At 67.3% G+C, this 19,610-nt stretch carries 22 protein-coding genes; 12 read left to right on the plus strand and 10 right to left on the minus strand.

Annotated features, from left to right (window positions below; genetic code table 11):
- Positions 1–21 precede the first annotated feature (21 nt).
- On the plus strand, positions 22–717 hold the full coding sequence (locus tag ACQR1X_RS20630) for a glutathione S-transferase family protein (RefSeq protein WP_434899473.1): 696 nt from the start codon (positions 22–24) through the stop codon (positions 715–717).
- Here the strand turns inward: ACQR1X_RS20630 and ACQR1X_RS20635 are convergent.
- On the minus strand, positions 714–1,502 hold the full coding sequence (locus tag ACQR1X_RS20635; protein WP_434899474.1) for a crotonase/enoyl-CoA hydratase family protein: 789 nt from the start codon (positions 1,500–1,502) through the stop codon (positions 714–716). The two genes, ACQR1X_RS20630 and ACQR1X_RS20635, sit on opposite strands and share 4 nt — an antisense overlap.
- Positions 1,503–1,594: 92 nt before the next feature.
- On the opposite strand from ACQR1X_RS20635, the gene ACQR1X_RS20640 reads away from it, so the two are divergent.
- On the plus strand, positions 1,595–2,224 hold the full coding sequence (locus ACQR1X_RS20640) for a TetR/AcrR family transcriptional regulator (protein ID WP_434899475.1): 630 nt from the start codon (positions 1,595–1,597) through the stop codon (positions 2,222–2,224).
- On the opposite strand, the gene ACQR1X_RS20645 is transcribed toward ACQR1X_RS20640, so the two are convergent.
- From ACQR1X_RS20645 to ACQR1X_RS20660, 4 genes are all read right to left on the minus strand, one after another.
- Entirely contained in the window at positions 2,199–2,681 is a 483-nt protein-coding gene (locus tag ACQR1X_RS20645; RefSeq protein WP_316237593.1) for a hypothetical protein, read from the minus strand. The genes ACQR1X_RS20640 and ACQR1X_RS20645 overlap by 26 nt on opposite strands.
- A gap of 15 nt (positions 2,682–2,696) precedes the next feature.
- Positions 2,697–3,194: a hypothetical protein gene (locus ACQR1X_RS20650; protein ID WP_316217496.1), complete on the minus strand. Its 498-nt coding sequence runs from the start codon at positions 3,192–3,194 to the stop codon at positions 2,697–2,699.
- 342 nt (positions 3,195–3,536) lie between these two features.
- Positions 3,537–4,220, minus strand: coding sequence for an HAD family hydrolase (locus tag ACQR1X_RS20655; RefSeq protein ID WP_315803300.1), 684 nt, complete (start codon positions 4,218–4,220; stop codon positions 3,537–3,539).
- Positions 4,217–4,438: a cysteine-rich CWC family protein gene (locus ACQR1X_RS20660; protein WP_315803301.1), complete on the minus strand. Its 222-nt coding sequence runs from the start codon at positions 4,436–4,438 to the stop codon at positions 4,217–4,219. The genes ACQR1X_RS20655 and ACQR1X_RS20660 overlap by 4 nt, the downstream gene beginning before the upstream one ends.
- 145 nt (positions 4,439–4,583) lie before the next feature.
- On the opposite strand from ACQR1X_RS20660, the gene ACQR1X_RS20665 reads away from it, so the two are divergent.
- The 3 genes from ACQR1X_RS20665 to ACQR1X_RS20675 all read left to right on the plus strand — a co-directional run bounded on the left by ACQR1X_RS20665 (position 4,584) and on the right by ACQR1X_RS20675 (position 7,780).
- Positions 4,584–6,104, plus strand: coding sequence for a DUF1800 domain-containing protein (locus ACQR1X_RS20665; protein WP_315803302.1), 1,521 nt, complete (start codon positions 4,584–4,586; stop codon positions 6,102–6,104).
- Positions 6,101–7,324: a DUF1501 domain-containing protein gene (locus ACQR1X_RS20670; protein WP_434899476.1), complete on the plus strand. Its 1,224-nt coding sequence runs from the start codon at positions 6,101–6,103 to the stop codon at positions 7,322–7,324. The genes ACQR1X_RS20665 and ACQR1X_RS20670 overlap by 4 nt, the downstream gene beginning before the upstream one ends.
- A 135-nt stretch (positions 7,325–7,459) precedes the next feature.
- Complete coding sequence (locus ACQR1X_RS20675) at positions 7,460–7,780, plus strand: antibiotic biosynthesis monooxygenase family protein (RefSeq protein ID WP_316217492.1); 321 nt, start codon at positions 7,460–7,462, stop codon at positions 7,778–7,780.
- A gap of 264 nt (positions 7,781–8,044) precedes the next feature.
- Here ACQR1X_RS20675 and ACQR1X_RS20680 read toward each other — a convergent pair whose 3' ends face one another.
- From ACQR1X_RS20680 to ACQR1X_RS20700, 5 genes are all read right to left on the minus strand, one after another.
- Positions 8,045–8,506: a GNAT family N-acetyltransferase gene (locus tag ACQR1X_RS20680; RefSeq protein ID WP_434899477.1), complete on the minus strand. Its 462-nt coding sequence runs from the start codon at positions 8,504–8,506 to the stop codon at positions 8,045–8,047.
- A gap of 61 nt (positions 8,507–8,567) precedes the next feature.
- Positions 8,568–8,762: a hypothetical protein gene (locus ACQR1X_RS20685; RefSeq protein ID WP_434840259.1), complete on the minus strand. Its 195-nt coding sequence runs from the start codon at positions 8,760–8,762 to the stop codon at positions 8,568–8,570.
- A 67-nt stretch (positions 8,763–8,829) separates the two neighbouring features.
- Positions 8,830–9,081 (minus strand): hypothetical protein, encoded by a 252-nt coding sequence (locus ACQR1X_RS20690; RefSeq protein ID WP_316237589.1) that lies wholly within the window; start codon positions 9,079–9,081, stop codon positions 8,830–8,832.
- Positions 9,082–9,275: 194 nt separating this feature from the next.
- The gene (locus ACQR1X_RS20695) at positions 9,276–9,926 is read right to left on the minus strand and encodes a glutathione S-transferase family protein (protein ID WP_315803309.1); all 651 of its coding nucleotides are present in this window, start codon (positions 9,924–9,926) and stop codon (positions 9,276–9,278) included.
- Between the two features lie 193 nt (positions 9,927–10,119).
- Entirely contained in the window at positions 10,120–11,352 is a 1,233-nt protein-coding gene (locus ACQR1X_RS20700) for a glycosyltransferase family 87 protein (RefSeq protein WP_434899478.1), read from the minus strand.
- A 191-nt stretch (positions 11,353–11,543) separates the two neighbouring features.
- Here ACQR1X_RS20700 and ACQR1X_RS20705 point away from each other — a divergent pair, with 191 nt between their 5' ends.
- The 7 genes from ACQR1X_RS20705 (at position 11,544) to ACQR1X_RS20735 (ending at position 19,592) form a co-directional block, all read left to right on the plus strand.
- Positions 11,544–12,746, plus strand: a complete 1,203-nt coding sequence (locus tag ACQR1X_RS20705) for a pyridoxal phosphate-dependent aminotransferase (RefSeq protein ID WP_315733933.1) — start codon at positions 11,544–11,546, stop codon at positions 12,744–12,746.
- Positions 12,747–12,867: 121 nt separating this feature from the next.
- Positions 12,868–13,392, plus strand: a complete 525-nt coding sequence (locus tag ACQR1X_RS20710; RefSeq protein ID WP_315803311.1) for a DUF992 domain-containing protein — start codon at positions 12,868–12,870, stop codon at positions 13,390–13,392.
- A 178-nt stretch (positions 13,393–13,570) separates the two neighbouring features.
- Positions 13,571–14,044 (plus strand): DUF992 domain-containing protein, encoded by a 474-nt coding sequence (locus ACQR1X_RS20715; RefSeq protein WP_315803312.1) that lies wholly within the window; start codon positions 13,571–13,573, stop codon positions 14,042–14,044.
- A 175-nt stretch (positions 14,045–14,219) separates the two neighbouring features.
- Positions 14,220–16,268, plus strand: coding sequence for an elongation factor G (locus ACQR1X_RS20720; protein ID WP_315803313.1), 2,049 nt, complete (start codon positions 14,220–14,222; stop codon positions 16,266–16,268).
- 204 nt (positions 16,269–16,472) lie between these two features.
- Complete coding sequence (locus ACQR1X_RS20725; RefSeq protein WP_315757334.1) at positions 16,473–16,775, plus strand: helix-turn-helix domain-containing protein; 303 nt, start codon at positions 16,473–16,475, stop codon at positions 16,773–16,775.
- Between the two features lie 93 nt (positions 16,776–16,868).
- Complete coding sequence (locus ACQR1X_RS20730) at positions 16,869–18,632, plus strand: SulP family inorganic anion transporter (RefSeq protein WP_316177611.1); 1,764 nt, start codon at positions 16,869–16,871, stop codon at positions 18,630–18,632.
- Positions 18,633–18,749: 117 nt separating this feature from the next.
- Positions 18,750–19,592 carry a shikimate dehydrogenase gene (locus tag ACQR1X_RS20735; RefSeq protein ID WP_316177613.1) on the plus strand — a complete coding sequence of 281 codons (843 nt, stop codon included), beginning with the start codon at positions 18,750–18,752 and terminating at the stop codon, positions 19,590–19,592.
- Positions 19,593–19,610 lie beyond the last annotated feature (18 nt).

Consider the following 19,610-nt stretch of genomic DNA (forward strand, 5'->3'; position numbering starts at 1 on the left):
GAGATGGAGGAAGGACCGGGAATGGCCGTGAAGCTGTATGAACTCGTCGGGACCGATGCGGGCCGCCCGTTCAGCCCGTACTGCTGGCGTACGCGGATGGCGCTGGCGCACAAGGGGCTGAGCGCCGATACGATTCCGTGGCGCTTCACCGAGAAGAGCGCGATCGCCCCGCATGGCTCGGAGAAGGTGCCGGTCATGCTCGACGGCGACCGCGCGGTGGCCGATTCCTGGGCGATCGCCAACTACCTCGAGGACACCTATCCGGACCGGCCGTCGCTGTTCGGCGGCGCCGGCGGCCGCGCGATGGCGCGCTTCATGAATGCCTGGGGCGACATCGCCATCGTCGGCGGCATCTTCCCGCTGATCATCGCCGACATTCCGAACAACCTCGCCGCCGCGGATGCCGACTACTTCCGCAAATCGCGCGAGGCGCGGTTCGGCAAGAGCCTCGAAGAGGTCATGGCCGCGCGCGACCAGGCTGTCATCGGCTTCCGCAGGTCGCTGGAGCCGCTGCGCCAGACCTTGAAGACGCAGGCCTTCATCGGCGGCGATGCGCCCGATTATGCCGACTACATCGTGTTCGGCGGCTTCCAGTGGGCGCGCGTGGTGAGCCCGTTCCGGCTGCTCGAGGAGAGCGACAGCGTCCATGCCTGGCGCGAGCGGCTGCTCGATGCGTTCGACGGGCTGGCGCGCAAGTCGCCCGGCCATCCGGTCTAGCTGGGGACCCGCGGCGGCCGGCGCTCGCGCCAGGCCGCCAGCCCGTCGGCGAGATCGCGGCTGCCGACCAGGCTCGCGAACTGCTCGCTCTCGACCTGCAGCCCTTCGCCAATCGTCATGTTGAGCCCGCGCGTCGCGGCGGTGATGATGCTCCCGACCGTGTCCGGCCCATGGCGGATGATGCGCTGTGCCAGCGCCCGCGCCGCCGGCAACAGCCCGTCGTGCGGCACGACGGCGTTGACGAGGCCGATCTCCAGCGCGCGCTGCGCCGGGACAGAATCGCCGGTCAGCAGCAGCTCGAGCCCGCGCTTACGGCCGACCAGCCGCGGCAGCCGCTGCGTGCCGCCGAAGGTCGGCGGCATGCCGAGCCTGATCTCGGGCTTGGCGAAGCTGGCGCGCTCGCTCGCCACCGCCAGATGCACCGCCTCGGTGATCTCGCAGCCGCCGCCGAAGGCGAGCCCGTTGACCGCCGCGATGACCGGCTTGCGGAACGCCTCAAGCCGCGCCGTCATCGCCTGGCCGCGCCGGACGAAGTCGCGCAGCGCCGCGGCACGCCCCTGGCGGACGCTCGCGGTGAATTCGTCGATGTCGGCGCCGGCTGAGAAGGCGCGTTGCCCGGCGCCGGTGAGGATCACGGCCCTGACGCCGGCATCGGTCTCGATGCGGTCGAGCGCGGCCATCAACCGGTCGATCAGCGCGTAGCTGAGCGCGTTCAGCCGCTGCGGCCGGTTCAGCGTGATCACGGCGATGCGGTCGGAGATGTCGAGCAGAATGAGGTCGGTCATGGCGTCTCGCAGGCTGAAGGGTGGAGCAGGCGGAGACTAGGCGCCGCGGCCGCCGAGGTATATTCACTGGTCAGTATACATTGGACGCCGCCATGCCCCGTTCCTCCGATCCCACGCCCGCCCGCATCGTCGCCGCCGCGAGCCGGCTGTTCTATGCCGAGGGCATCCGCGCCGTCAGCGTCGATGCGGTGGCGGAGAAGGCGGGGGTCACCAAGAAGACGCTGTACTATCATTTCCGCAGCAAGGACGATCTCGTCGCGGCCTATCTCGCCGCGCGCGACCAGCCGAACCTGGCGCTGTTCAAGCGCTGGTTCGATGAGACCGACGGCGCGCTGCCCGACAAGATCGCCGGGATCTTCAACCAGCTCGCCCGCGCCGCGCGGCATCCGAAATGGCGCGGCTGCGGCTTCCTGCGCACCACCGCGGAGCTCGCCAATCTGCCCGGCCATCCCGCGATCAGGATCGGCGCCGCCCACAAGAAGAAGTTCGAGGCCTGGCTGCAGGCGATCTTCGCAGAGCAGGGAATTGCCGAAGCGGGCGTGCTCGCCCGCCAGATGCTGCTGCTGCTCGACGGCGCGTTCGCCGTCGTGCTGCTGCATCGTGACGCCAGCTACATGGAAACCGCGGGCGCGGCGGCACGGACGCTGGTCGCCGCGGCCCTGCCGAAGGGCAAGCGATCCGCGTCGCGCGCAACCGTCAGCCGGCGCAGCCGCGTCCCCTGACCTGTTCGCCGCGGACGACCGTGGCGACCATCTGGCTCGCCATGCCGTCGAAATCGGATGGCTTGATGTAGCCGGCGGCGTAGGCTTCCTGCGTGAGCCGTTCGATCCTTCGATCCTCGGCGGTCGTCCATACGCCGGCGATATAGGCGGCGCCGGCCGGACCATAGGTCTCGGGGTAGCGCTCGTTCTGGTTCTGCCGATGATAGTAGTAGTGGTTGAGGCCGCTGATGAAGTTGTCGCGCTTGGCGCCGCAGCGGTCGCTCCAGGCGAGGTCGAGCGACTTCAGCGCGTCTTCGCGCTGCGAACGCCGGGCGTCCTCGGTGTATTTCTCGTGGTCCTGAAACTCCGCGCCGGTGACGGGCGGAAACGCCGCCGTGGTCGGCGCGTCTGTCAGGAACAGCCGTCCGCCGACCTGCCAGACGACGATGGCCGCAATGATGAAGATCAGCCGGTTCATGGCAGCGCCCGTTTGCTATCGCCGGTCCCGTTGCGCCTGCCTCGTCCGGCACACCGCCGACTCGTCGGACCAGAAAGCGGGTCCGGCGAAGTGCGGGACCTCCTCGCGCACATCAGCCGGAAAGTCCGCCTTGGTGATGCCCTTCTCCTCGAAGGCTTCGAACAACGCCTCCTTCACGCGCTGATCGAGCGGCGTGCCGACGCTGTCGGCCGCCTCCCGAAGCGATTTGTCGGTGCAGATTTTCGCGCCCCAGAACTGCCGCTTGCAGTCCAGCTTGGCAACATAGGCCCGCGTGTAGGCCGTCAGTGCGTCGACCAGGTTCTGCTTCATGGTTGTGTCGCAGGGCGACAGCTTGTAGGCCGTCGCGGCCTGCAACGCGTCCATGCGCAAAACGTCCAGCTTGGGATTCTTGTCGCTCTGCGAGGTGTGCTGCGCGAGCCACGCCTTGCGCTCGAACTCCTTCGATTCTGGGCCGCCGAAGGTCCTGTCGACCGTCGGGGAGAGGGGAGCCACGACCGCCACGGTCCCGGGCGTCGGCGCAGCGAGATTTGATGCGGCTTCAATCGAAGCTGTCTGCATCATGCCCCGCCACGGTCCATCCGGAAGCGGAAACCCCCTGACCGCCCAACTCACACCAGCGAACGCAGCCAAGAATGCCGCACCTGCGGCGCCAATGAATCGCAACATGAAATAAGCCCATCCACCAACGCCGTGCACGGTAGGGCGTGCGGGTTAATGCATCCGATAGGGCCGTGGGCACCGGCGCAACGACGTGAACCGATTGTGACTATGTTCGGTCGCGTTTGAAGACAATGGCAAAGCTGTACGGCCGCTTCACAGGCCGCGGATCTGACGTCACATCCTGGCGGGCAGCACCGAACGGCGCGCGAGCAGCGCCATGGCGGCGTCGAGATCCGGCAGCACGGCCGCCGCATTCGCCCGCGAATGATCGTTCGGCGCCACGATGTCCGGCACCATCAAGGTGATCGCGCCGGCGGCGTACGCCGAGGCGACGCCGGGATTGGAATCCTCGATCGCGACGCAGGCTGGCGCGCGCGTCCGCAGCCGTTCCGCGGCGAGCAGATAGAGGTCCGGATGCGGTTTGGCACGGGTCACGTCGTCGCGCGTCAGCACCGCATCGAAGCGGTGGTCGATGCCGGCGAGGCCAAGGTGTTCCGCCGCCGTGCGGCGCGAGGAGGAGGTCACGACGGCCTTGGGCAGCCCGACCGCGTCGATCGCGTCGAGCAGCGCGATGACGCCGGGTTTCAGCGGCATGCCCGCCTGCAGGATCTCGATGGTCTTGGCCGCGAACAGGCGGTTGACTTCGAGCAGCGGAAAATCGTCGCCGAAATGGTCGCGCAGGGTCTGCTCGTTGTCGGGTCCGGGAATGCCGATCATCGCGTGACAGAGCTCGACGACGCCATCACTATAGCCGAGCGCATTCAGCGCTGCGATTGCCGCTTCGAGATAGACCTTCTCGGTGTCGAGCAGCGTGCCGTCCATGTCGAGCAGGACGGCTTCGACGTGCCAGCGTGTCACGAGCCCGGCTCCGGTTCGCCGGCCAGCCTCTTGAGGCAGTTGATGCACAGGCAGTCCTTGAACCGGGTCTGTCCGGTCTCGGGCAGCGGCAGGCGCACGGCCTCTTCGAAGCACCAGCAGGAGCCGCCGGGATCGCAGCTGAACTCCGCGCCGCACGACTCGCAGATGAGTTGCCGCGCGGCCACGTCTGCTAAACGATTTGTCACCTTCGGAACCACGTCCGATCCACCTCTTTTCATGTCCGGTTCATCTGCGCGGGCAAGTATAGTGCGTGACAATCTGCCGCGCCATCGCAGTCTGCGGTCGCGGCAGCAAACTGCTTCGGGAGCTCCCGTGATGACGGGCCGCTGGTGAGGATGAGGCATGGCGCGTGATGCCCAGGCGGCTCTTGTCGCATTGAATCGCTTCGGCTTCGGCGCGCGTGGCGGCGCCTCGGGCGATCTCGTCAATGCGGCGTCGGACCCGCGCGGCTTCGTCAAGGCCGAGCTCGGCCGTCCCAATGGAGCGCTGCTGGAGGCGCCGGGCTTGCAGTCGACGCCCGCACTCGCCGCTGCCGTCTTCGCCTATCAGGACGAGGTCAAGCGGGCGCGTGAGGCCGCGAAGTCCGAGGCCGCGCCGCAGGAGCCATCCAGTCAGACGCGCGGCCTGTCCACGAGCGGCGCGGACAAAGCCATGGCCGCGCCGCCCTCGGCAGCCCCGGCGGCCGGTGCCGACCCCGCACCCGCGATGCAGGGAGCGCCGGCAAAGCCCGCGCAGGCTCAGCAGCCGCCCAACGTCGTCCAGAAGACGTTCCGTGCCGAAGCGCTGGCGCGGCTGCAGCGCGCCGTGCTCGCCGATTGCGGCTTCACTGAGCGCCTGGTGGCGTTCTGGTCGAATCATTTCTGCATCTCAGCGGGCAAGGGCGAACTGGCGCGGATGTGGGCTGGCGCGTTCGAGCGCGAGGCGATCCGGCCGCACGTGCTCGGGCGCTTCGCCGACATGCTGAAGGCGGTCGAGCAGCATCCGGCGATGCTGTTCTTTCTCGACAACCAGGAATCGCTCGGACCGGACTCGCGCGCCGGCCAGAACCGCAAGCGCGGCCTCAACGAGAATCTCGCGCGCGAGATCATGGAGCTGCACACGCTGGGTGTCGGCGGCGGCTATAGCCAGGAGGACGTGACGTCGCTGGCGCGCATCATCACTGGCTGGAGCTTCGCCGGCCGCAACGCCCGCAACGCGGCGCCCGGCAGCTTCGTGTTCAATGCCAATGCGCATCAGCCGGGGCCGCAGACTCTGCTCGGCAAGGTCTACGGGGATGATGGCCTCGCCCAGGGCGAGGCTGCGCTCGCCGACATCGCGCGGCATCCGTCGACTGCGAAGTTCATCGCCACCAAGCTCGCGCGCCATTTCGTCGCCGATGATCCGCCGCCCGCGCTGGTCGCGCGGCTCGAGGCCGTATTCAAGAAGAGCGACGGCGATCTGAGAGCGGTGACGCTGGCGCTCGTCGATGCCGATGAAGCCTGGTCGGCACCGCTGACCAAGATCCGCTCGCCTTATGAGTTCCTGGTCGCGGGCGGCCGGCTGCTGGCGCGCGTGCCCGAGGATCCCGGCTTCTATCTCAATTCCCTGAACATGCTGGGACAGCCGCTGTGGGCGCCCGCAGGGCCGAACGGATTCGCGGATACCACCGCGATGTGGGCCGCCCCCGAGGGCATGAAGCTGCGGCTGGACATCTCCGCGCAACTCGCCGCGCGTCTCGGCAACAATCTCGATCCCCGTGATCTGCTCGATCTCGCCGCGGGAGACGCGACTTCGACGGAGACGCGGCGCACGATCGAGCGTGCGGAATCGCGCCAGCAGGCGCTGGCGCTGCTGCTGATGTCGCCGGAATTCCAGAGGAGATGACGATGGACCGGATCGCGACCTCGCTGTTGACCTCGCGTCGCCACCTGCTGCTGGCAGGCGCGTCCTTTGCCGCCTGGGGCTATCTGCCGAAATTCGCGCGGGCCGCCGATCGGCGTGATCCACGGCTGATCGTCGTGATCCTGCGCGGCGCGCTCGATGGGCTCGCCACCGTGGCGCCGGTCGGCGATCCCGACTACGCCGGGCTGCATGGCGCGATCGCGCTGACGACGGCGGGACCGAATCCGGCGCTGCCGCTCGACTCGTTCTTTGCGCTGCATCCGGCGATGCCGGAATTCGCACGCATGTATCGCGACAAGCAGGCGGCGGTGGTTCACGCGGTCGCGACACCGTATCGCGAACGCTCGCATTTCGATGGCCAGGACGTGCTCGAAAGCGGCTTCGCCGGTCCCGGCCGCGTGCAATCGGGTTGGCTCAACCGCGCAGTCGAGGCTCTGCCACGCGGCCCCCGCGTCACGGGCGCGCTCGCGGTCGGTCCGACGGCACCGCTGGTGCTACGCGGCGCAGCGCCCACCGTCGGCTGGGCGCCGGTGACCTTGCCGCAGGCCGATGACGACACCGCGACGCGGCTGGTCGACCTCTATGCGCATCGCGATCCCGCATTGGCGGCTGCGCTGTCGCAGGGGCTCAAGCTCGACAAGGTCGCGTTCGGCGACGACATGAAGCCGAAGCCGGGCGGCAACCAGATCGCGGCGATGCGCCAGGTCGCGCGCGGCGCGGCGAAGCTGATCGCGGCGGATGATGGTCCGCGCATCGCTGCGCTGGCGTTCGACGGCTGGGACACCCATGCCAATGAAGGCGGCGCGGTCGGCCGGCTGGCGCAACTCCTGTCGGGTCTCGATGGTGCGCTCGCCGAGTTCGAGAGCGGGCTCGGCCCGCGCTGGCGCGATACGGTCGTGATGGTCGCAACCGAGTTCGGGCGCACCGCGAAGATCAACGGCACGCAAGGCACCGATCATGGCACCGGCACCGTCGCCCTGCTCGCCGGCGGTGCGGTGAAGGGCGGGCGGGTGATCGCCGACTGGCCGACGCTGAAGATGGCCAGCCTCTACCAGGGACGCGATCTTGCGCCGACCGCGGATCTGCGCGCGGTGTTCAAGGGCGTGCTCGCCGATCATCTCGGCATCGGTGAGCACGCCCTCGGCGGCGCGGTGTTTCCGGACAGCGCGGCCGTGAAGCCGATCAAGGGGCTCGTAGCATAGGGATCGCTTGCGCCCTGTCCTGATCGGGTCCCGTAGCGTTCAACGTCGCGGCATTAGCGGCGATTGCCGCAGGCGCATTGCATCGCGAAGTCTGCTACTCCCTAGCCTGCGGCATTCATCCCTCAGGAGATCAGCATGTTCATCGCCATGAATCGTTTTCGCGTTGCCAAGGGTTCGGAGGCCGCCTTCGAGCAGGTCTGGCTGTCGCGCGACAGCCATCTGGACAAGGTGCCGGGCTTCGTCGAGTTTCACTTGTTGAAGGGACCGGAAGCCGAGGACCATACGCTCTACGCCTCGCACACCATCTGGGCGTCGAAGGCGGCGTTCGAGGACTGGACCAAGTCCGAAGCCTTCCGCATGGCCCACAAGGGCGCCGGCGACAACAAGCCGCTCTATCTCGGCCCGCCGCAGTTCGAGGGCTTCGAGGTGAGGCAGACGGTGGGTGGGAAGAAGTAGGACGTTGCTCGGGATTTGGATTCGAGCTGCCGCTGCGTAGCCGGTATGCTCCCTCTCCCCGTGAAGAACGGGGAGAGGGAGCCCACCGATCGCACGGCAGCATCTCGCTTTCCGCTCTCAGAGGTGGCCACGCCAAAAAAATGCGGCCCCGGTCAGAGACGGCGACTGACGGGGACCGCTGAAACGCGTGACCGGTGACGGGGGATGATCAGGCGCTCAATGGAGCGTAGGCCTGCCCCGTGACGGCGGCGTGACACCGCCCGTTCACAGCGCCTTGCGATAGACGATGAAGCCCGAGCGCTCGGCGATCTTGTCGTAGAGCGCCTGTGCCGTGGTGTTGGTCTCATGCGTCTGCCAATAGACCCGGGGCGCACCGGCCTGTCGCGCTTCGCGGTAGACCGCCTCGATCAGCGCCCGGCCGACGCCCTTGCCGCGGGCGGCCTCGCTCGTGAACAGGTCGTTGAGATAGCAGAGCGGCCCGATCGTGGTGGTGGCGCGATGAAACAGGTAGTGCGCCAGGCCGATCAGCTCGCCGCCGCTCTCGGCGACCAGGGCATGCACCGGCTCGTCGGCATCGAAGAAGCGCGACCATGTCACGGCGGTCACCTCGCTCGGCAGCGCCGTCGGCCCCGAACGGCCGTAGAAGGCGTTGTAGCCGTCCCAGAGCGGCAACCAGCGATCATGATCGTCGCGCGCGATGGCGCGCACAGTGAGGGCTTCGTGCATGAAGGCTTCGCCGTCCGTTTGAATCTCGACGGACCTTCGATACGCGCAGCCGCGCTCGCGATCAATCCGGGACGGGCGGCACCGGCTCGGTGGCGGGCGGCCGCACCAGCTCGACATAGACAGACCGATCCTCCTCGGTCAGCGGTGAGAACGAAAGCTCGCCCCGCCGCTCGATCAGGATCAGCAGTGACGCCGCCAGCAGGATCGCGAGTGCCAGGGTCACGGCAACGATTACGACCGTTGATTTCATCGCCATTTTGTGCGCGAGACAATCATCGCCTGTTGTCGCGAAAACCGCGAAGGGTTGTCAAAATGGCTTCCTGCTAAGCGGGCATCGACAAGAGGGCGCGGATCGACACCACCGCGATGGTGACGCTGACACCCAATGAGAGCGTGCTGGCCGCGATCGTCGCGACCACGGCGGTGGTCAGGCTCGGCGACAGGGTGAGCGTCGCGTCGTCGTGAAAGCCGCTGACGGGCGCCGGGAGCTCTCGGCGGAGGTCCGGCGCTAGCGGCCATGCCTGGCCGCGAACCCAACTGAACTTCGGAACGGAAGCAAGACGCCACCCGGACATGAAGTCGAAATCCCTTACCCATACATCCGCGAGCGAATCACTCGCAGAGGTAAATTCTAAGGTCGCGCTGGGCAGGATTGCGGCGGCAAATCAGAAAAAAGGGCAGAAACATGGCGTCGGCGGTGATCGTTCCCGCCATCGCGTGTATTTTCCCCGCTGTTCTACGGATAGTCGGTAGTCTTACGGTGAACGTGTCAGCCGTAGTCGGCAGCAATGCCTGCCGAATCGATCAGCGCCGGCTGCCAGTCCATCGCGACGAAGCCGGGCGTCTGCTCGACACGGCGCAGCCAGCTGCGGATCTTCGGGAAGGTCGACAGATCGAAGTCGCAGCGATCGGCGACATGGGTGTAGCCGTAGAGCGCGATGTCGGCGACCGTCAGCTGCTTCGCGGCAAAGTAGTCGTTGCTCTTGAGATGATTCTCCATCACCTGCAGCGCGGCATAGCCGCGCTCCATCCAGTCCTCCAGCGCATGGGTCTGCAGGTCGCGGCCGCCCTTGACCAGCAGCAGCCAGAAATAGGCGGCGCCGATGTTCGGCTCGAGCGCATGCTGTTCGAAGAACATCCACTGCAGCGCTTCGGCGCGCTCGATGCGCTGCTCCGGCACCAGCGGCGTGCCGCCGGCGACATACCAGAGGATCGCGTTCGATTCGGCGATGAAGCGGTCCTCGCCGACTTCCAGCAGCGGCACCTGGCCGCTGGGATTCTTGGCGAGAAAATCCGGCGTGCGGCTCTCGCCGCGCAAGATGTCGATCTCGATCGCCTGATAGGGCGCATTGAGAAGCGCGAGCGCAAGGCGGACCTTGTAGCTGTTGCCTGACCGCTGCATCGAGTAGAGTTTGTACATCCGGCCGATTTCGAGTTCGAGGAATCAAGGGTTGGACGCATCGCGCATCCGGACGCCAGATCGCCCCGCAATGCGGCCAGACAATGATGCCGATGGGCGCGGGCTGCAAGAGCCGGCGGATGGAAAAAGTCGAAATGCGCTACTGCACTGCACTCTCGAATAACAACTTTCCAATAGATTCAAACAATCGAGATCACGCCTGCGCGATGCGCGCCTGTCCACCGATCTCGACGGCGCGATCGGTGAGTGCGCGGCGCAAGGTCAGCGCGAACAGGGCCATCAGAACGATGAGGCCCAGCGGTATCGTCGTCAGCCCGGCGACGCTGCGCGAAAGCAGCGGCACGATCCAGGCGGCCGCGAGTACGCTGAGCTCGTAGTCGCGAAAGCCGTTCGCGAAGCCGTGCCGGACGAAGAAGATGATCGCGACTGCGAGGACCACGAGGTCATAGTCGAGCACATAGGGCGTCGCCAGCAGGCTCGCGCTCGCCAGTGCCGATGCCTTGAGATCGAATGCGGCCTCGCTCTGCCACAGCCACGCAAGTGCGGCCGCGAGCGACAGCGCCAGCAGGCTCTGCAGCGCATAGGCGGACCTGACATCGGCGCCCCAATGACGCGCGGCCGAGAACACCGACTGGATCTTCTCCCAGCCGGTGCCGCCTTGCTCGAGCACGACGCTCTGTGTGAAGGTCATCGACTGGAAGAAGGCGTGCCAGACGTTGTTGCCGAGCGCGGCGAAACTGATCGCGACCAGCGCGGCCACCGTGGCGGTTGCCGCAGCAACCGTCGGCCAGCGCGCGCCTGCGAGCAGCGCCACGGGAATGAGGACGCCGAATTGCGGCTTGTAGGCGAGCAGGCCGATCAGGATGCCGGCCGTGCACGGCCGGCCGCGCTCCATCGACAGCAGCGCGCCGCCGAGCAGCGCCGCGGTGAAGAATGCATTCTGGCCGTGACCGATGTTGACGAACACGGCGGGAAAGGCGGTCGCAACCAGCAGGGTCTCGGAGCGCGGCAGGATCGCGCGCATGACCGCGAGGTACGCGAGCAGGCTCGACACGACCCAGAGCGCGAGCCCTCCGGCATAGGGCAGCAGGGCGGTGATGGCGGCGATCGCGAAGAAGAAGGGCGGGTAGTGCCAGCCGAAGAACGGCACGTCGCGGCCGTCGAACACGGCCTTTTCCATCGCATGCTGCAGCGGCGGATCATAGGCGTCGGCCGCCTTGCCCTGAAGGGTCAGCACGCCTGCCGCATAGACGTTGGAGAAGTCGGTGCCGATCGGCTTGCCGTTGCGGTCGATCAGGCCATCGGACAGCGCGATCCAGCCGGCGATGGCCGCGACCGTGACCGCGAGCAGGATCCAGCTGTAGGATTTGATCCGCGTGGCCGTCAGCCAGTCGCCGGATCGCAGGGCGTACCCGATATTGGTCATTTCGGCCTGAGACTCTCGATCTTCGTGGGTCCACGCTAGCGGGGCCGCTTTAACGTTCCCTAAAGTCTTGGGAGCCATGTGCCCAAGCTTCTTGCGATGCAGCGCCTGGGGCCTTAAAAGCAGGCGTTTCCCTGACATGACTGGTCGTGGCCCGAAAAGGGTGATCCACGACGCCTGCATAGGAGCTGATGATGTCCTTTCTCGCCGCTGCGCTCGACCGTGTGAAGCCGTCCGCGACCATCGCGGTCACGGACAAAGCGCGCGTCCTCAAAGCGGCGGGCCGCAACGTGATCGGCCTGGGGGCCGGCGAGCCGGATTTCGACACGCCCGACAACATCAAGCAGGCTGCGATCAAGGCGATCCAGGACGGCAAGACCAAGTACACCGCGGTCGACGGCATCCCGGAGCTGAAGGAAGCCATCATCGGCAAGTTCCAGCGTGAGAACGGCCTGACCTACAAGCCGAACCAGGTGATCGTCGGCGTCGGCGGCAAGCAGGTGCTGTACAATGCGCTGATGGCGACCATCAATCCCGGCGACCAGGTGATCATCCCGGCGCCGTACTGGGTCAGCTATCCGGAAATGGTCGCGCTCGCCGGCGGCGAGCCGGTGCCGGTGGTCTGCACTGCCGCCCATGGCTTCAAGCTGCAGCCGGAGGCGCTGGAGAAGGCGATCACGCCGAAGACCAAGTGGCTGATCCTGTGCTCGCCGTCGAACCCGACGGGCGCGGCCTACACCAAGGCCGAGCTGAAGGCGCTCACCGAGGTGCTGGTCAAGCATCCGCATGTCTGGATCATGACCGACGACATGTATGAGCACCTCGTCTATGACGACTTCGTGTTCACCACGCCGGCGCAGGTCGAGCCGTCACTGTACGACCGCACGCTGACCGTGAACGGCGTCTCCAAGGCCTATTGCATGACCGGCTGGCGCATCGGCTATGCCGGCGGCCCAGCGCACCTGATCAAGGCGATGGCGACGATCCAGTCGCAGTCGACCTCCAACCCGTGCTCGATCGCGCAATGGGCTGCCGTCGAAGCCTTGAATGGTCCGCAGGACTTCATCCCGGCCAACAACAAGGTGTTCAAGGAGCGCCGCGACCTCGTGGTGTCGATGCTGAACCAGGCCAGCGGCATCGAATGCCCGCGCCCCGAGGGCGCGTTCTACGTCTATCCGTCCTGCGCCGGCACGATCGGCAAGACCGCGCCGTCGGGCAAGGTGATCGACAATGACGAGGCCTTCGTCACCGAGCTGCTGGAGACCGAGGGCGTCGCGGTGGTGCACGGCTCGGCATTCGGCCTCGGCCCGGCATTCCGCATCTCCTACGCGACCAAGACCTCCGACCTCGAGGACGCCTGCAAGCGCATCCAGCGCTTCTGCGGCAATTTGAGGTAATCGGGCAACAGCGACCTTTGAATCTCTAAAGGTCAATTTCCGCACAGAAAGGCGCCATGTTTTGAACATGGCGCCTTTCTTTTGTCCGGGATCAAGTTGCGTGGCGTAAGGTTGGAGTTCGATGCGGCTGCTTGTGCTGTCGATCGTGGCGATGGTGATGCTCGTGCCGCTCGCGCAGGCCCATCAGGGCCGCCCGATGCGTGCGGGGGTTCTGGAGTGCGAGGGCCGCCGGACGGCCGGCAAGCTCGTGATGTCACAGGCCCGTCTGCGCTGCGTCTTCCGCAGCCAGGGCCGCGCGCCGGAGCGTTATGTCGCCAAGGTCCGCCGCTACGGTCTCGATCTCGGACTGACGGATCAGACCCGGATGGCGTGGGCGGTGTACGCGCCCGTCAACGATTTCGGCCGCAGCGAGCTGCGCGGGCGCTATGGCGGATTGTCGGCCAACGCCGCCGCGCTGGTCGGCTTCGGCGGCAGCTTCCTGGTGCGCGACACCGATCGCGCCACCCAACTGCAGCCGATCAGCCTGCAGGGGCAGACCGGCATGAACCTCGCCGCGGGAATCACCGAGGTCGAGCTGGTGCCGCTGCTGCCGATCCATCCGAGCCCGAGCCAGCCCTCGTCCTACTTCTCGCGCTACTATCGCTGAGCACGGCGACAATGCCTCGCAGCCGCGCTGTGCGAGAGCGTGCTTCGTTCAGCCAGATGAACGGCGCGCCGCTTCTGGTGCGGCTGTAAGCCTTGTGGCATAGATGTGATGGCTCGTGATCATCAGTCCCTATCACCGAGCGCCGCATCACATGTTCATTTCAGCCGGAGTTTTATTCATGCGCTCGACCATCCTCGCCGGGCTCACCGCTGCGGCCGTCCTCTGCATCGGCGGCGCTGCCCAGGCGCAAGATCGCGTGCGGGTCGGCGTCCTCGAATGCCGCGGCGGCGCCAGCGTCGGCTTCATCGTCGGCTCGGTCACCCATCTCGGCTGCGTGCTGCGCGCCGACGGGCTGCCGGAGGATCGTTACGTCGCGACCATCCGCAAGGTCGGCCTCGATCTCGGCATCACCCAGGAATCGCTGCTGGCCTGGGTGGTCTATGCGCCGGTCGCGCGGCTCGGGCCGGGCGATCTCTCCGGCGATTATGCCGGTGCGCAGGGTTCGGCCGCGGTCGGCGTCGGTGTCGGCGGCAACGTGCTGGTCGGCGGCTCCGCCAACTCGATCGCGCTGCAGCCGCTCAGCGTCCAGGGCCAGGTCGGCATCAGCGTCGCGGCGGGGCTGCAAAGCCTCGAATTGCGCCCGGGTCGGTGATCTTCCCTTTGCCGTGAACAGCGCTCTTCCCGCCATCGTGCGGGAAGACGGTGGGATCCCCGCACTGCAGCAACGTTTTTGGCAGGCCGCCTGCTTGCCAAAGCGGCAGCCGAGGCAGAGCATTCGGCTTTGCCGACCCAATCAAGGGCCGAGCTCCACAACGAGGAGGCGGCGAATGGGACAAGACCTGAGAAGTCCCCGAGGTCCACGGTGCATCGCGCTGGTGGGCCCTTTCCAAAGCGGTAAAACCACTCTCTTGGAGGCGATCCTGGCGCGGACGGGCGCGATCGCGCGCGCGGGCAGCGTCGACGCCGGCACGTCCGTCGGCGATGCCAGTCCGGAGGCGCGCCAGCACAAGATGAGCGTCGCCATGACGGCGGCGACGACGACCTTCATGGGCGACAGCTACACCTTCCTCGACTGTCCCGGCTCGATCGAGTTCATCCACGACATGCGCGCCGCGCTGCCGGCGGTCGATGCCGCGATCGTGGTCTGCGAGGCCGATGAGAAGAAGCTGCCGCAACTGCAGATCATCCTGCGCGAGCTCGAGGAGCTGCGCATCCCGCGTTTCCTGTTCCTCAACAAGATCGACCGCGCCAATGCGCGCATCAGGGAGACGCTCGCGACCTTGCAGCCGGCCTCGCGCGTGCCGCTGGTGCTGCGCCAGATCCCGATCTGGAACGGCGAGCTGATCGAGGGCTTCGTCGACCTCGCATTGGAGCGCGCCTTCATCTATCGCGAGCACAAGGCCAGCGAGGTGATCGCGCTCGAAGGCGGCGATCTCGACCGTGAGAAGGAGGCGCGCTTCTCGATGCTGGAGAAGCTCGCCGATCACGACGATTCGCTGATGGAGCAGCTGCTGGAGGACATCCCGCCGCCGCGCGACGCCGTGTTCGATGATCTCGCGCGCGAATTGCGCGAGGGACTGATCTGCCCGGTGCTGCTGGGCTCGGCGTTGCGCGAGAACGGCGTGCTGAGGCTGATGAAGGCGCTGCGCCACGAGGCGCCCGGAATCGCCGAGACCGCGCGGCGGCTCGGTGTGAAGGACACCAAGGAGGCGCTCGGCTATGTCTTCAAGACGCTGCATCTGCAGCATGGCGGCAAGCTGTCATTGACGCGGGTGCTGTCCGGCCATCTCGACGACGGCGCGACGCTGCATGCCGCCTCGGGCGAGGCGGCGCGCGTGTCCGGCATCCTGGCTGCCACCGGCGCCTATGACAGCAAGCGCGCGGGCGCCGAGGCCGGGGACACGGTGGCGCTCGGCAAGCTCGATGCGGTCAAGACCGGCGATACGGTTGCGACCGGCAAGACGGCGCCACCGCCGCTGGCAAAGGTGGAGGCGTGCCCGCCGGTGCTGGCGCTCTCGATCGCCGCCGTGGACCGCAAGGACGACGTCAAGCTCGGCCAGGCCTTGCAGCGGCTGCATGAGGAGGATCCGTCGCTGACCATGGTGCAGAACCCGCGCACCCACGACACCGTGCTGTGGGGGCAGGGCGAGATGCATCTGCGCGTTGCGCTGGAGCGGCTGCGCGACCGTTTCGGCGTCAACGTCAAATCGCACCAGCCCGCGATCGGCTATCAGGAGACCATCCGCAAGCCGATCACGCAGCGCGGCCGCCACAAGAAGCAGTCCGGCGGGCACGGCCAGTTCGGCGACGTCGTGCTCGACATCAAGCCGCTGCCGCGCGGCGAAGGCTTCCGCTTCGCCGAGAAGGTGGTCGGCGGCGCGGTGCCGCGCAACTACATCCCGGCGGTGGAGGAGGGTGTCGTCGACGCAATGGCCCGCGGCCCCCTGGGCTTTCCGGTGATCGACGTCGAGGTGACGCTCACCGACGGCTCCTATCACAGCGTCGATTCGTCCGACCTCGCGTTCCGCACCGCGGCGCGGGCCGGCGTCAGCGAAGGCCTGCCGCAATGCGCGCCGGTGCTGCTGGAGCCGATCCATACCGTCGAGATCGTCTGCCCGACGGAAGCGACCGCCAGGATCAACGCGATCCTGTCGGCGCGGCGCGGCCAGATCCTGTCCTTCGATACCCGTGACGGCTGGCCGGGCTGGGACTGCGTGCGGGCGATGATGCCGGAGGCGGAGATCGGCGAGTTGATCGTCGAACTGCGCTCGGCCACCGCCGGCGCCGGCAGCTTCACCCGCCAGTTCGACCATATGGCCGAGGTGACCGGCCGCGCCGCCGATCACATCATCGCCTCCCACCGCGACGCCGCCTGAGCCGAACGCTTCGCGCCGAACAGCACCGGCCCGTCATCCTCTCTCGGGATGGCGGGCCGGATCGCGTCACGGCCGTCGCTCGCGCGCGCAGGAACAGACGGCGAGGGCAGGTTCCAGCTTGCGTCCGAGATCAGTTTATGATGTATTTTACATCATTGTCTTTGTCTCAGACATCATTTATGGTGTCTGCCACGTGAGGCCATCGTGATCACGTCGTTCCAGATGCGGGCAGCGCGAGCGCTGCTCGGGATAGATCAGAGAACCTTGGCCGAGCTGGCTGGCGTGTCGCTGCCGACGATCCAGCGGATGGAAGCCTCCACGGGCAACGTCCGCGGCGTGGTGGACTCGCTGACCAAGGTCGTCGATGCGCTCAATCGTGCGGGCGTGGATCTGATCGGTGAGCATTCCCGCAGTGAGAATGGCGGGCGTGGTGTTCGCCTGAAGGACCCGGGGCCGCCTCGCCGCATGGGCCGTCAAACTGACATTGTGCGCGATGACGCGAGCTAGGCTCATCGCGCGCCACGGGGCTCCTGAGCGCTTCGTGTGGGACGCATCGTCGGCTGCGCCGCGGTCCGATGAGGCGACGGGAGCGTGGTCGGCATGAGCATCGCAAACGAACACCGTTCGCACGGGCGGGTCGGACATCATGAGCCGACCTTCGCCGAGCTTTATTCCCCCAAGCTCCTGACGGTCTTGCGCGAGGGCTACGGCCTCAGCGACTTTCGTGCCGACGCGCTGGCGGGCCTGACGGTAGCGATCGTGGCGCTGCCGCTGTCGATGGCGATCGCGATCGCCTCCGGTGTCTCGCCGGGGCGCGGCCTCTACACCGCCGTGGTCGGCGGCTTCCTGGTTTCGCTGCTCGGCGGCAGCCGCTTTCAGATCGGCGGTCCCGCGGGTGCCTTCATCGTGCTGGTCGCTGCGACGGTCGATCGCCAGGGTCTCGATGGCCTGCTGATCGCGGCGATGATGTCCGGCGTGATGCTGGTGATCGCCGGATATCTGCGGCTCGGCACCTACATCAAGTTCATTCCCTATCCGGTCACGGTCGGCTTCACCGCGGGCATCGCCGTCATCATCTTTGCCAGCCAGCTGAAGGATCTGTTCGGTATCACGCTTGCGGGCAAGGAGCCGGGCGAGCTGATCCCGAAGCTCGCTGCGCTCGCGCATGGCGCGCCGACCGCGACCATGCCTGCGGTCGCGACGGCCGCGCTGTCGATCGCGATCATCGTCGGCCTCAAGCATCTGCGGCCGACCTGGCCCGGCATCCTGATCGCGGTCGTGGTCGCCGCCATCATCACCTACGCGCTGCAGCTTCCCGTCGAGACCATCGGCACCCGCTTCGGCGGCATCCCGCGCGAGCTGCCGGCACCGGCGCTGCCGGCGTTTTCGCTTGCCAAGATCCAGGCGGTGTTTCCCGATGCGATTGCCTTCACGCTGCTCGGGGCGATCGAGTCGCTGCTCTCGGCCGTGGTCGCCGACGGCATGACCGGCCGCCGCCATCGCTCCAACTGCGAGCTGGTGGCGCAGGGCTTTGCCAATATCGGCTCGGCCTTGTTCGGCGGCATCTGCGTCACCGGAACCATCGCGCGCACCGCGACCAACGTCCGCGCCGGCGCGCGCGGGCCGGTGTCGGGCATGCTGCATTCGCTGTTTCTTTTGGTGTTCATGCTGATCGCAGCGCCGCTGGCGAGCTACATCCCGCTGTCGGCGCTGGCCGCGGTGCTCGTCGTTGTCGCCTGGAACATGGCGGAGAAGCACGAGTTCGCCACCCTGATCCGATCGTCCTGGGGCGATGCCACGGTGCTGCTCGCAACCTTCGGGCTGACGATCTTCCGCGATCTCACCGAGGGCATCCTGGTCGGCTTCGCGCTCGGCGCCGTGCTGTTCATCAACCGCATGGCGCAGATGACCGGCGTCGAGGGCGGGTCGCCTCTGGCCGCAAAGGACCGCGCCGACTTCGAGGATGAGGCGCGGGTGCCATACAATCCGAAGCTCAGCGCCGACAAGGACGTGCTGGTCTATCGCATCACCGGCGCGTTCTTCTTCGGCGCCGCCTCGACCGTCGGCACCGTGCTCGACTCGATCGCGGACCGCCGCAAGGCCTTCGTGGTCGACTTCGCAGCGGTGCCGTTCCTGGATTCGACAGCCGCCAACGCCATGAGCCGCGTCGCCGCCAAGGCCAGGCGCCAGGGCATCCGCCTGTTCATCACCGGCGCATCACCGACCGTGCGCCGGGCGCTGCTGACCCACGGCGTGCGGCCGCCGCTGGTGCGCTTCCGCGAGACCATCGAGCGCGCGGTCGCCGACATCAAGGGCAAGGAGACGCCGCAGGAGGACATCTCCGACGGGCTGGCGGCGAGCTGAGTCCGGCCTCGCGCGCCGGTCTCCACCGAGGCGCACCGACGGCCGGCTTCGTCGTCGCGGCCGGTTCGACCGGCCCGCAGCATTGACTCCGGCCGGAGCTTGTCCGATGTCACGGCCATGACCGTCGCCGCCAAACCCCGCGCCGCGTGCCTGATCGGCTGGCCTGCCGCGCATTCGCGCTCGCCCCTGATCCATCATCATTGGCTGCATGAGCTCGGCATTGCCGGCGGCTACACCATCGAGGCGGTGCCGCCGGAAGAGCTTGCGGATTTCGTCACGCATCTCGACCGCCGCGGCTTCGTCGGCGCCAATGTCACCATTCCGCACAAGGAGCGCGTGCTGGAGCTGACCGAGCCGGACGCGCGCGCCCGTGCCGTCGGCGCCGCGAATACGTTGTGGTACGAGGACCGCATCCTGCGGGCCACCAACACCGACGTCGAAGGCTTCATCGGCAACCTGGATGCCGCCGCCCCGGGCTGGGACCGCACCGACGAGGCGCTGGTGCTCGGCTCTGGCGGCTCGGCGCGGGCCGTCGTGTTCGGTCTGCTCGAGCGCGGCATCGGCCGCGTCCATGTGGTCAACCGCACCGCTGCGCGCGCGCAGGCGCTGGCCGATCAGTTCGGCGACCGGGTCGTTGCCGAAGGCTGGGATCGCGTCGGCGCGCTACTGCCGCGCGCGGGCCTGTTCGTGAACACCACCTCGCTCGGCATGCACGGCCAGCCGCCGCTCGAGCTCGACGTCGATCTGCTGTCGCCGCACGCCGTGGTCGCCGACCTCGTCTACGTGCCACTGGAGACGCGATTGCTCGGCGCCGCGCGATCGCGGGGCCTGCGCACCGCCGATGGGCTCGGCATGCTGCTGCACCAGGCGGTGCGCGGCTTCGAATTGTGGTTCCACCGCCGCCCCCAGGTCACGCCCGAACTGCGCGCGTTGGTCGAGGCTGATCTCACAAGGGCTTGAGTGTGGAATGAGCGGCCC

The organism is Bradyrhizobium sp. HKCCYLRH3073 (assembly GCF_051167995.1).
Lineage (GTDB): Bacteria > Pseudomonadota > Alphaproteobacteria > Rhizobiales > Xanthobacteraceae > Bradyrhizobium.

Coding starts and splice junctions, on each gene's coding strand:
- ACQR1X_RS20690 (WP_316237589.1), bottom strand. CDS start 9,081: ATGTCCGGGTGGCGTCTTGCTTCCGTTCCGAAGTTCAGTTGGGTTCGC.
- ACQR1X_RS20635 (WP_434899474.1), bottom strand. CDS start 1,502: ATGACCGACCTCATTCTGCTCGACATCTCCGACCGCATCGCCGTGATC.
- ACQR1X_RS20705 (WP_315733933.1), top strand. CDS start 11,544: ATGTCCTTTCTCGCCGCTGCGCTCGACCGTGTGAAGCCGTCCGCGACC.
- ACQR1X_RS20695 (WP_315803309.1), bottom strand. CDS start 9,926: ATGTACAAACTCTACTCGATGCAGCGGTCAGGCAACAGCTACAAGGTC.
- ACQR1X_RS20630 (WP_434899473.1), top strand. CDS start 22: ATGGCCGTGAAGCTGTATGAACTCGTCGGGACCGATGCGGGCCGCCCG.
- ACQR1X_RS20700 (WP_434899478.1), bottom strand. CDS start 11,352: ATGACCAATATCGGGTACGCCCTGCGATCCGGCGACTGGCTGACGGCC.
- ACQR1X_RS20720 (WP_315803313.1), top strand. CDS start 14,220: ATGGGACAAGACCTGAGAAGTCCCCGAGGTCCACGGTGCATCGCGCTG.
- ACQR1X_RS20680 (WP_434899477.1), bottom strand. CDS start 8,506: ATGCACGAAGCCCTCACTGTGCGCGCCATCGCGCGCGACGATCATGAT.
- ACQR1X_RS20665 (WP_315803302.1), top strand. CDS start 4,584: ATGGCGCGTGATGCCCAGGCGGCTCTTGTCGCATTGAATCGCTTCGGC.
- ACQR1X_RS20710 (WP_315803311.1), top strand. CDS start 12,868: ATGCGGCTGCTTGTGCTGTCGATCGTGGCGATGGTGATGCTCGTGCCG.
- ACQR1X_RS20715 (WP_315803312.1), top strand. CDS start 13,571: ATGCGCTCGACCATCCTCGCCGGGCTCACCGCTGCGGCCGTCCTCTGC.
- ACQR1X_RS20645 (WP_316237593.1), bottom strand. CDS start 2,681: ATGAACCGGCTGATCTTCATCATTGCGGCCATCGTCGTCTGGCAGGTC.
- ACQR1X_RS20730 (WP_316177611.1), top strand. CDS start 16,869: ATGAGCATCGCAAACGAACACCGTTCGCACGGGCGGGTCGGACATCAT.
- ACQR1X_RS20735 (WP_316177613.1), top strand. CDS start 18,750: ATGACCGTCGCCGCCAAACCCCGCGCCGCGTGCCTGATCGGCTGGCCT.
- ACQR1X_RS20685 (WP_434840259.1), bottom strand. CDS start 8,762: ATGGCGATGAAATCAACGGTCGTAATCGTTGCCGTGACCCTGGCACTC.
- ACQR1X_RS20675 (WP_316217492.1), top strand. CDS start 7,460: ATGTTCATCGCCATGAATCGTTTTCGCGTTGCCAAGGGTTCGGAGGCC.
- ACQR1X_RS20670 (WP_434899476.1), top strand. CDS start 6,101: ATGACGATGGACCGGATCGCGACCTCGCTGTTGACCTCGCGTCGCCAC.
- ACQR1X_RS20640 (WP_434899475.1), top strand. CDS start 1,595: ATGCCCCGTTCCTCCGATCCCACGCCCGCCCGCATCGTCGCCGCCGCG.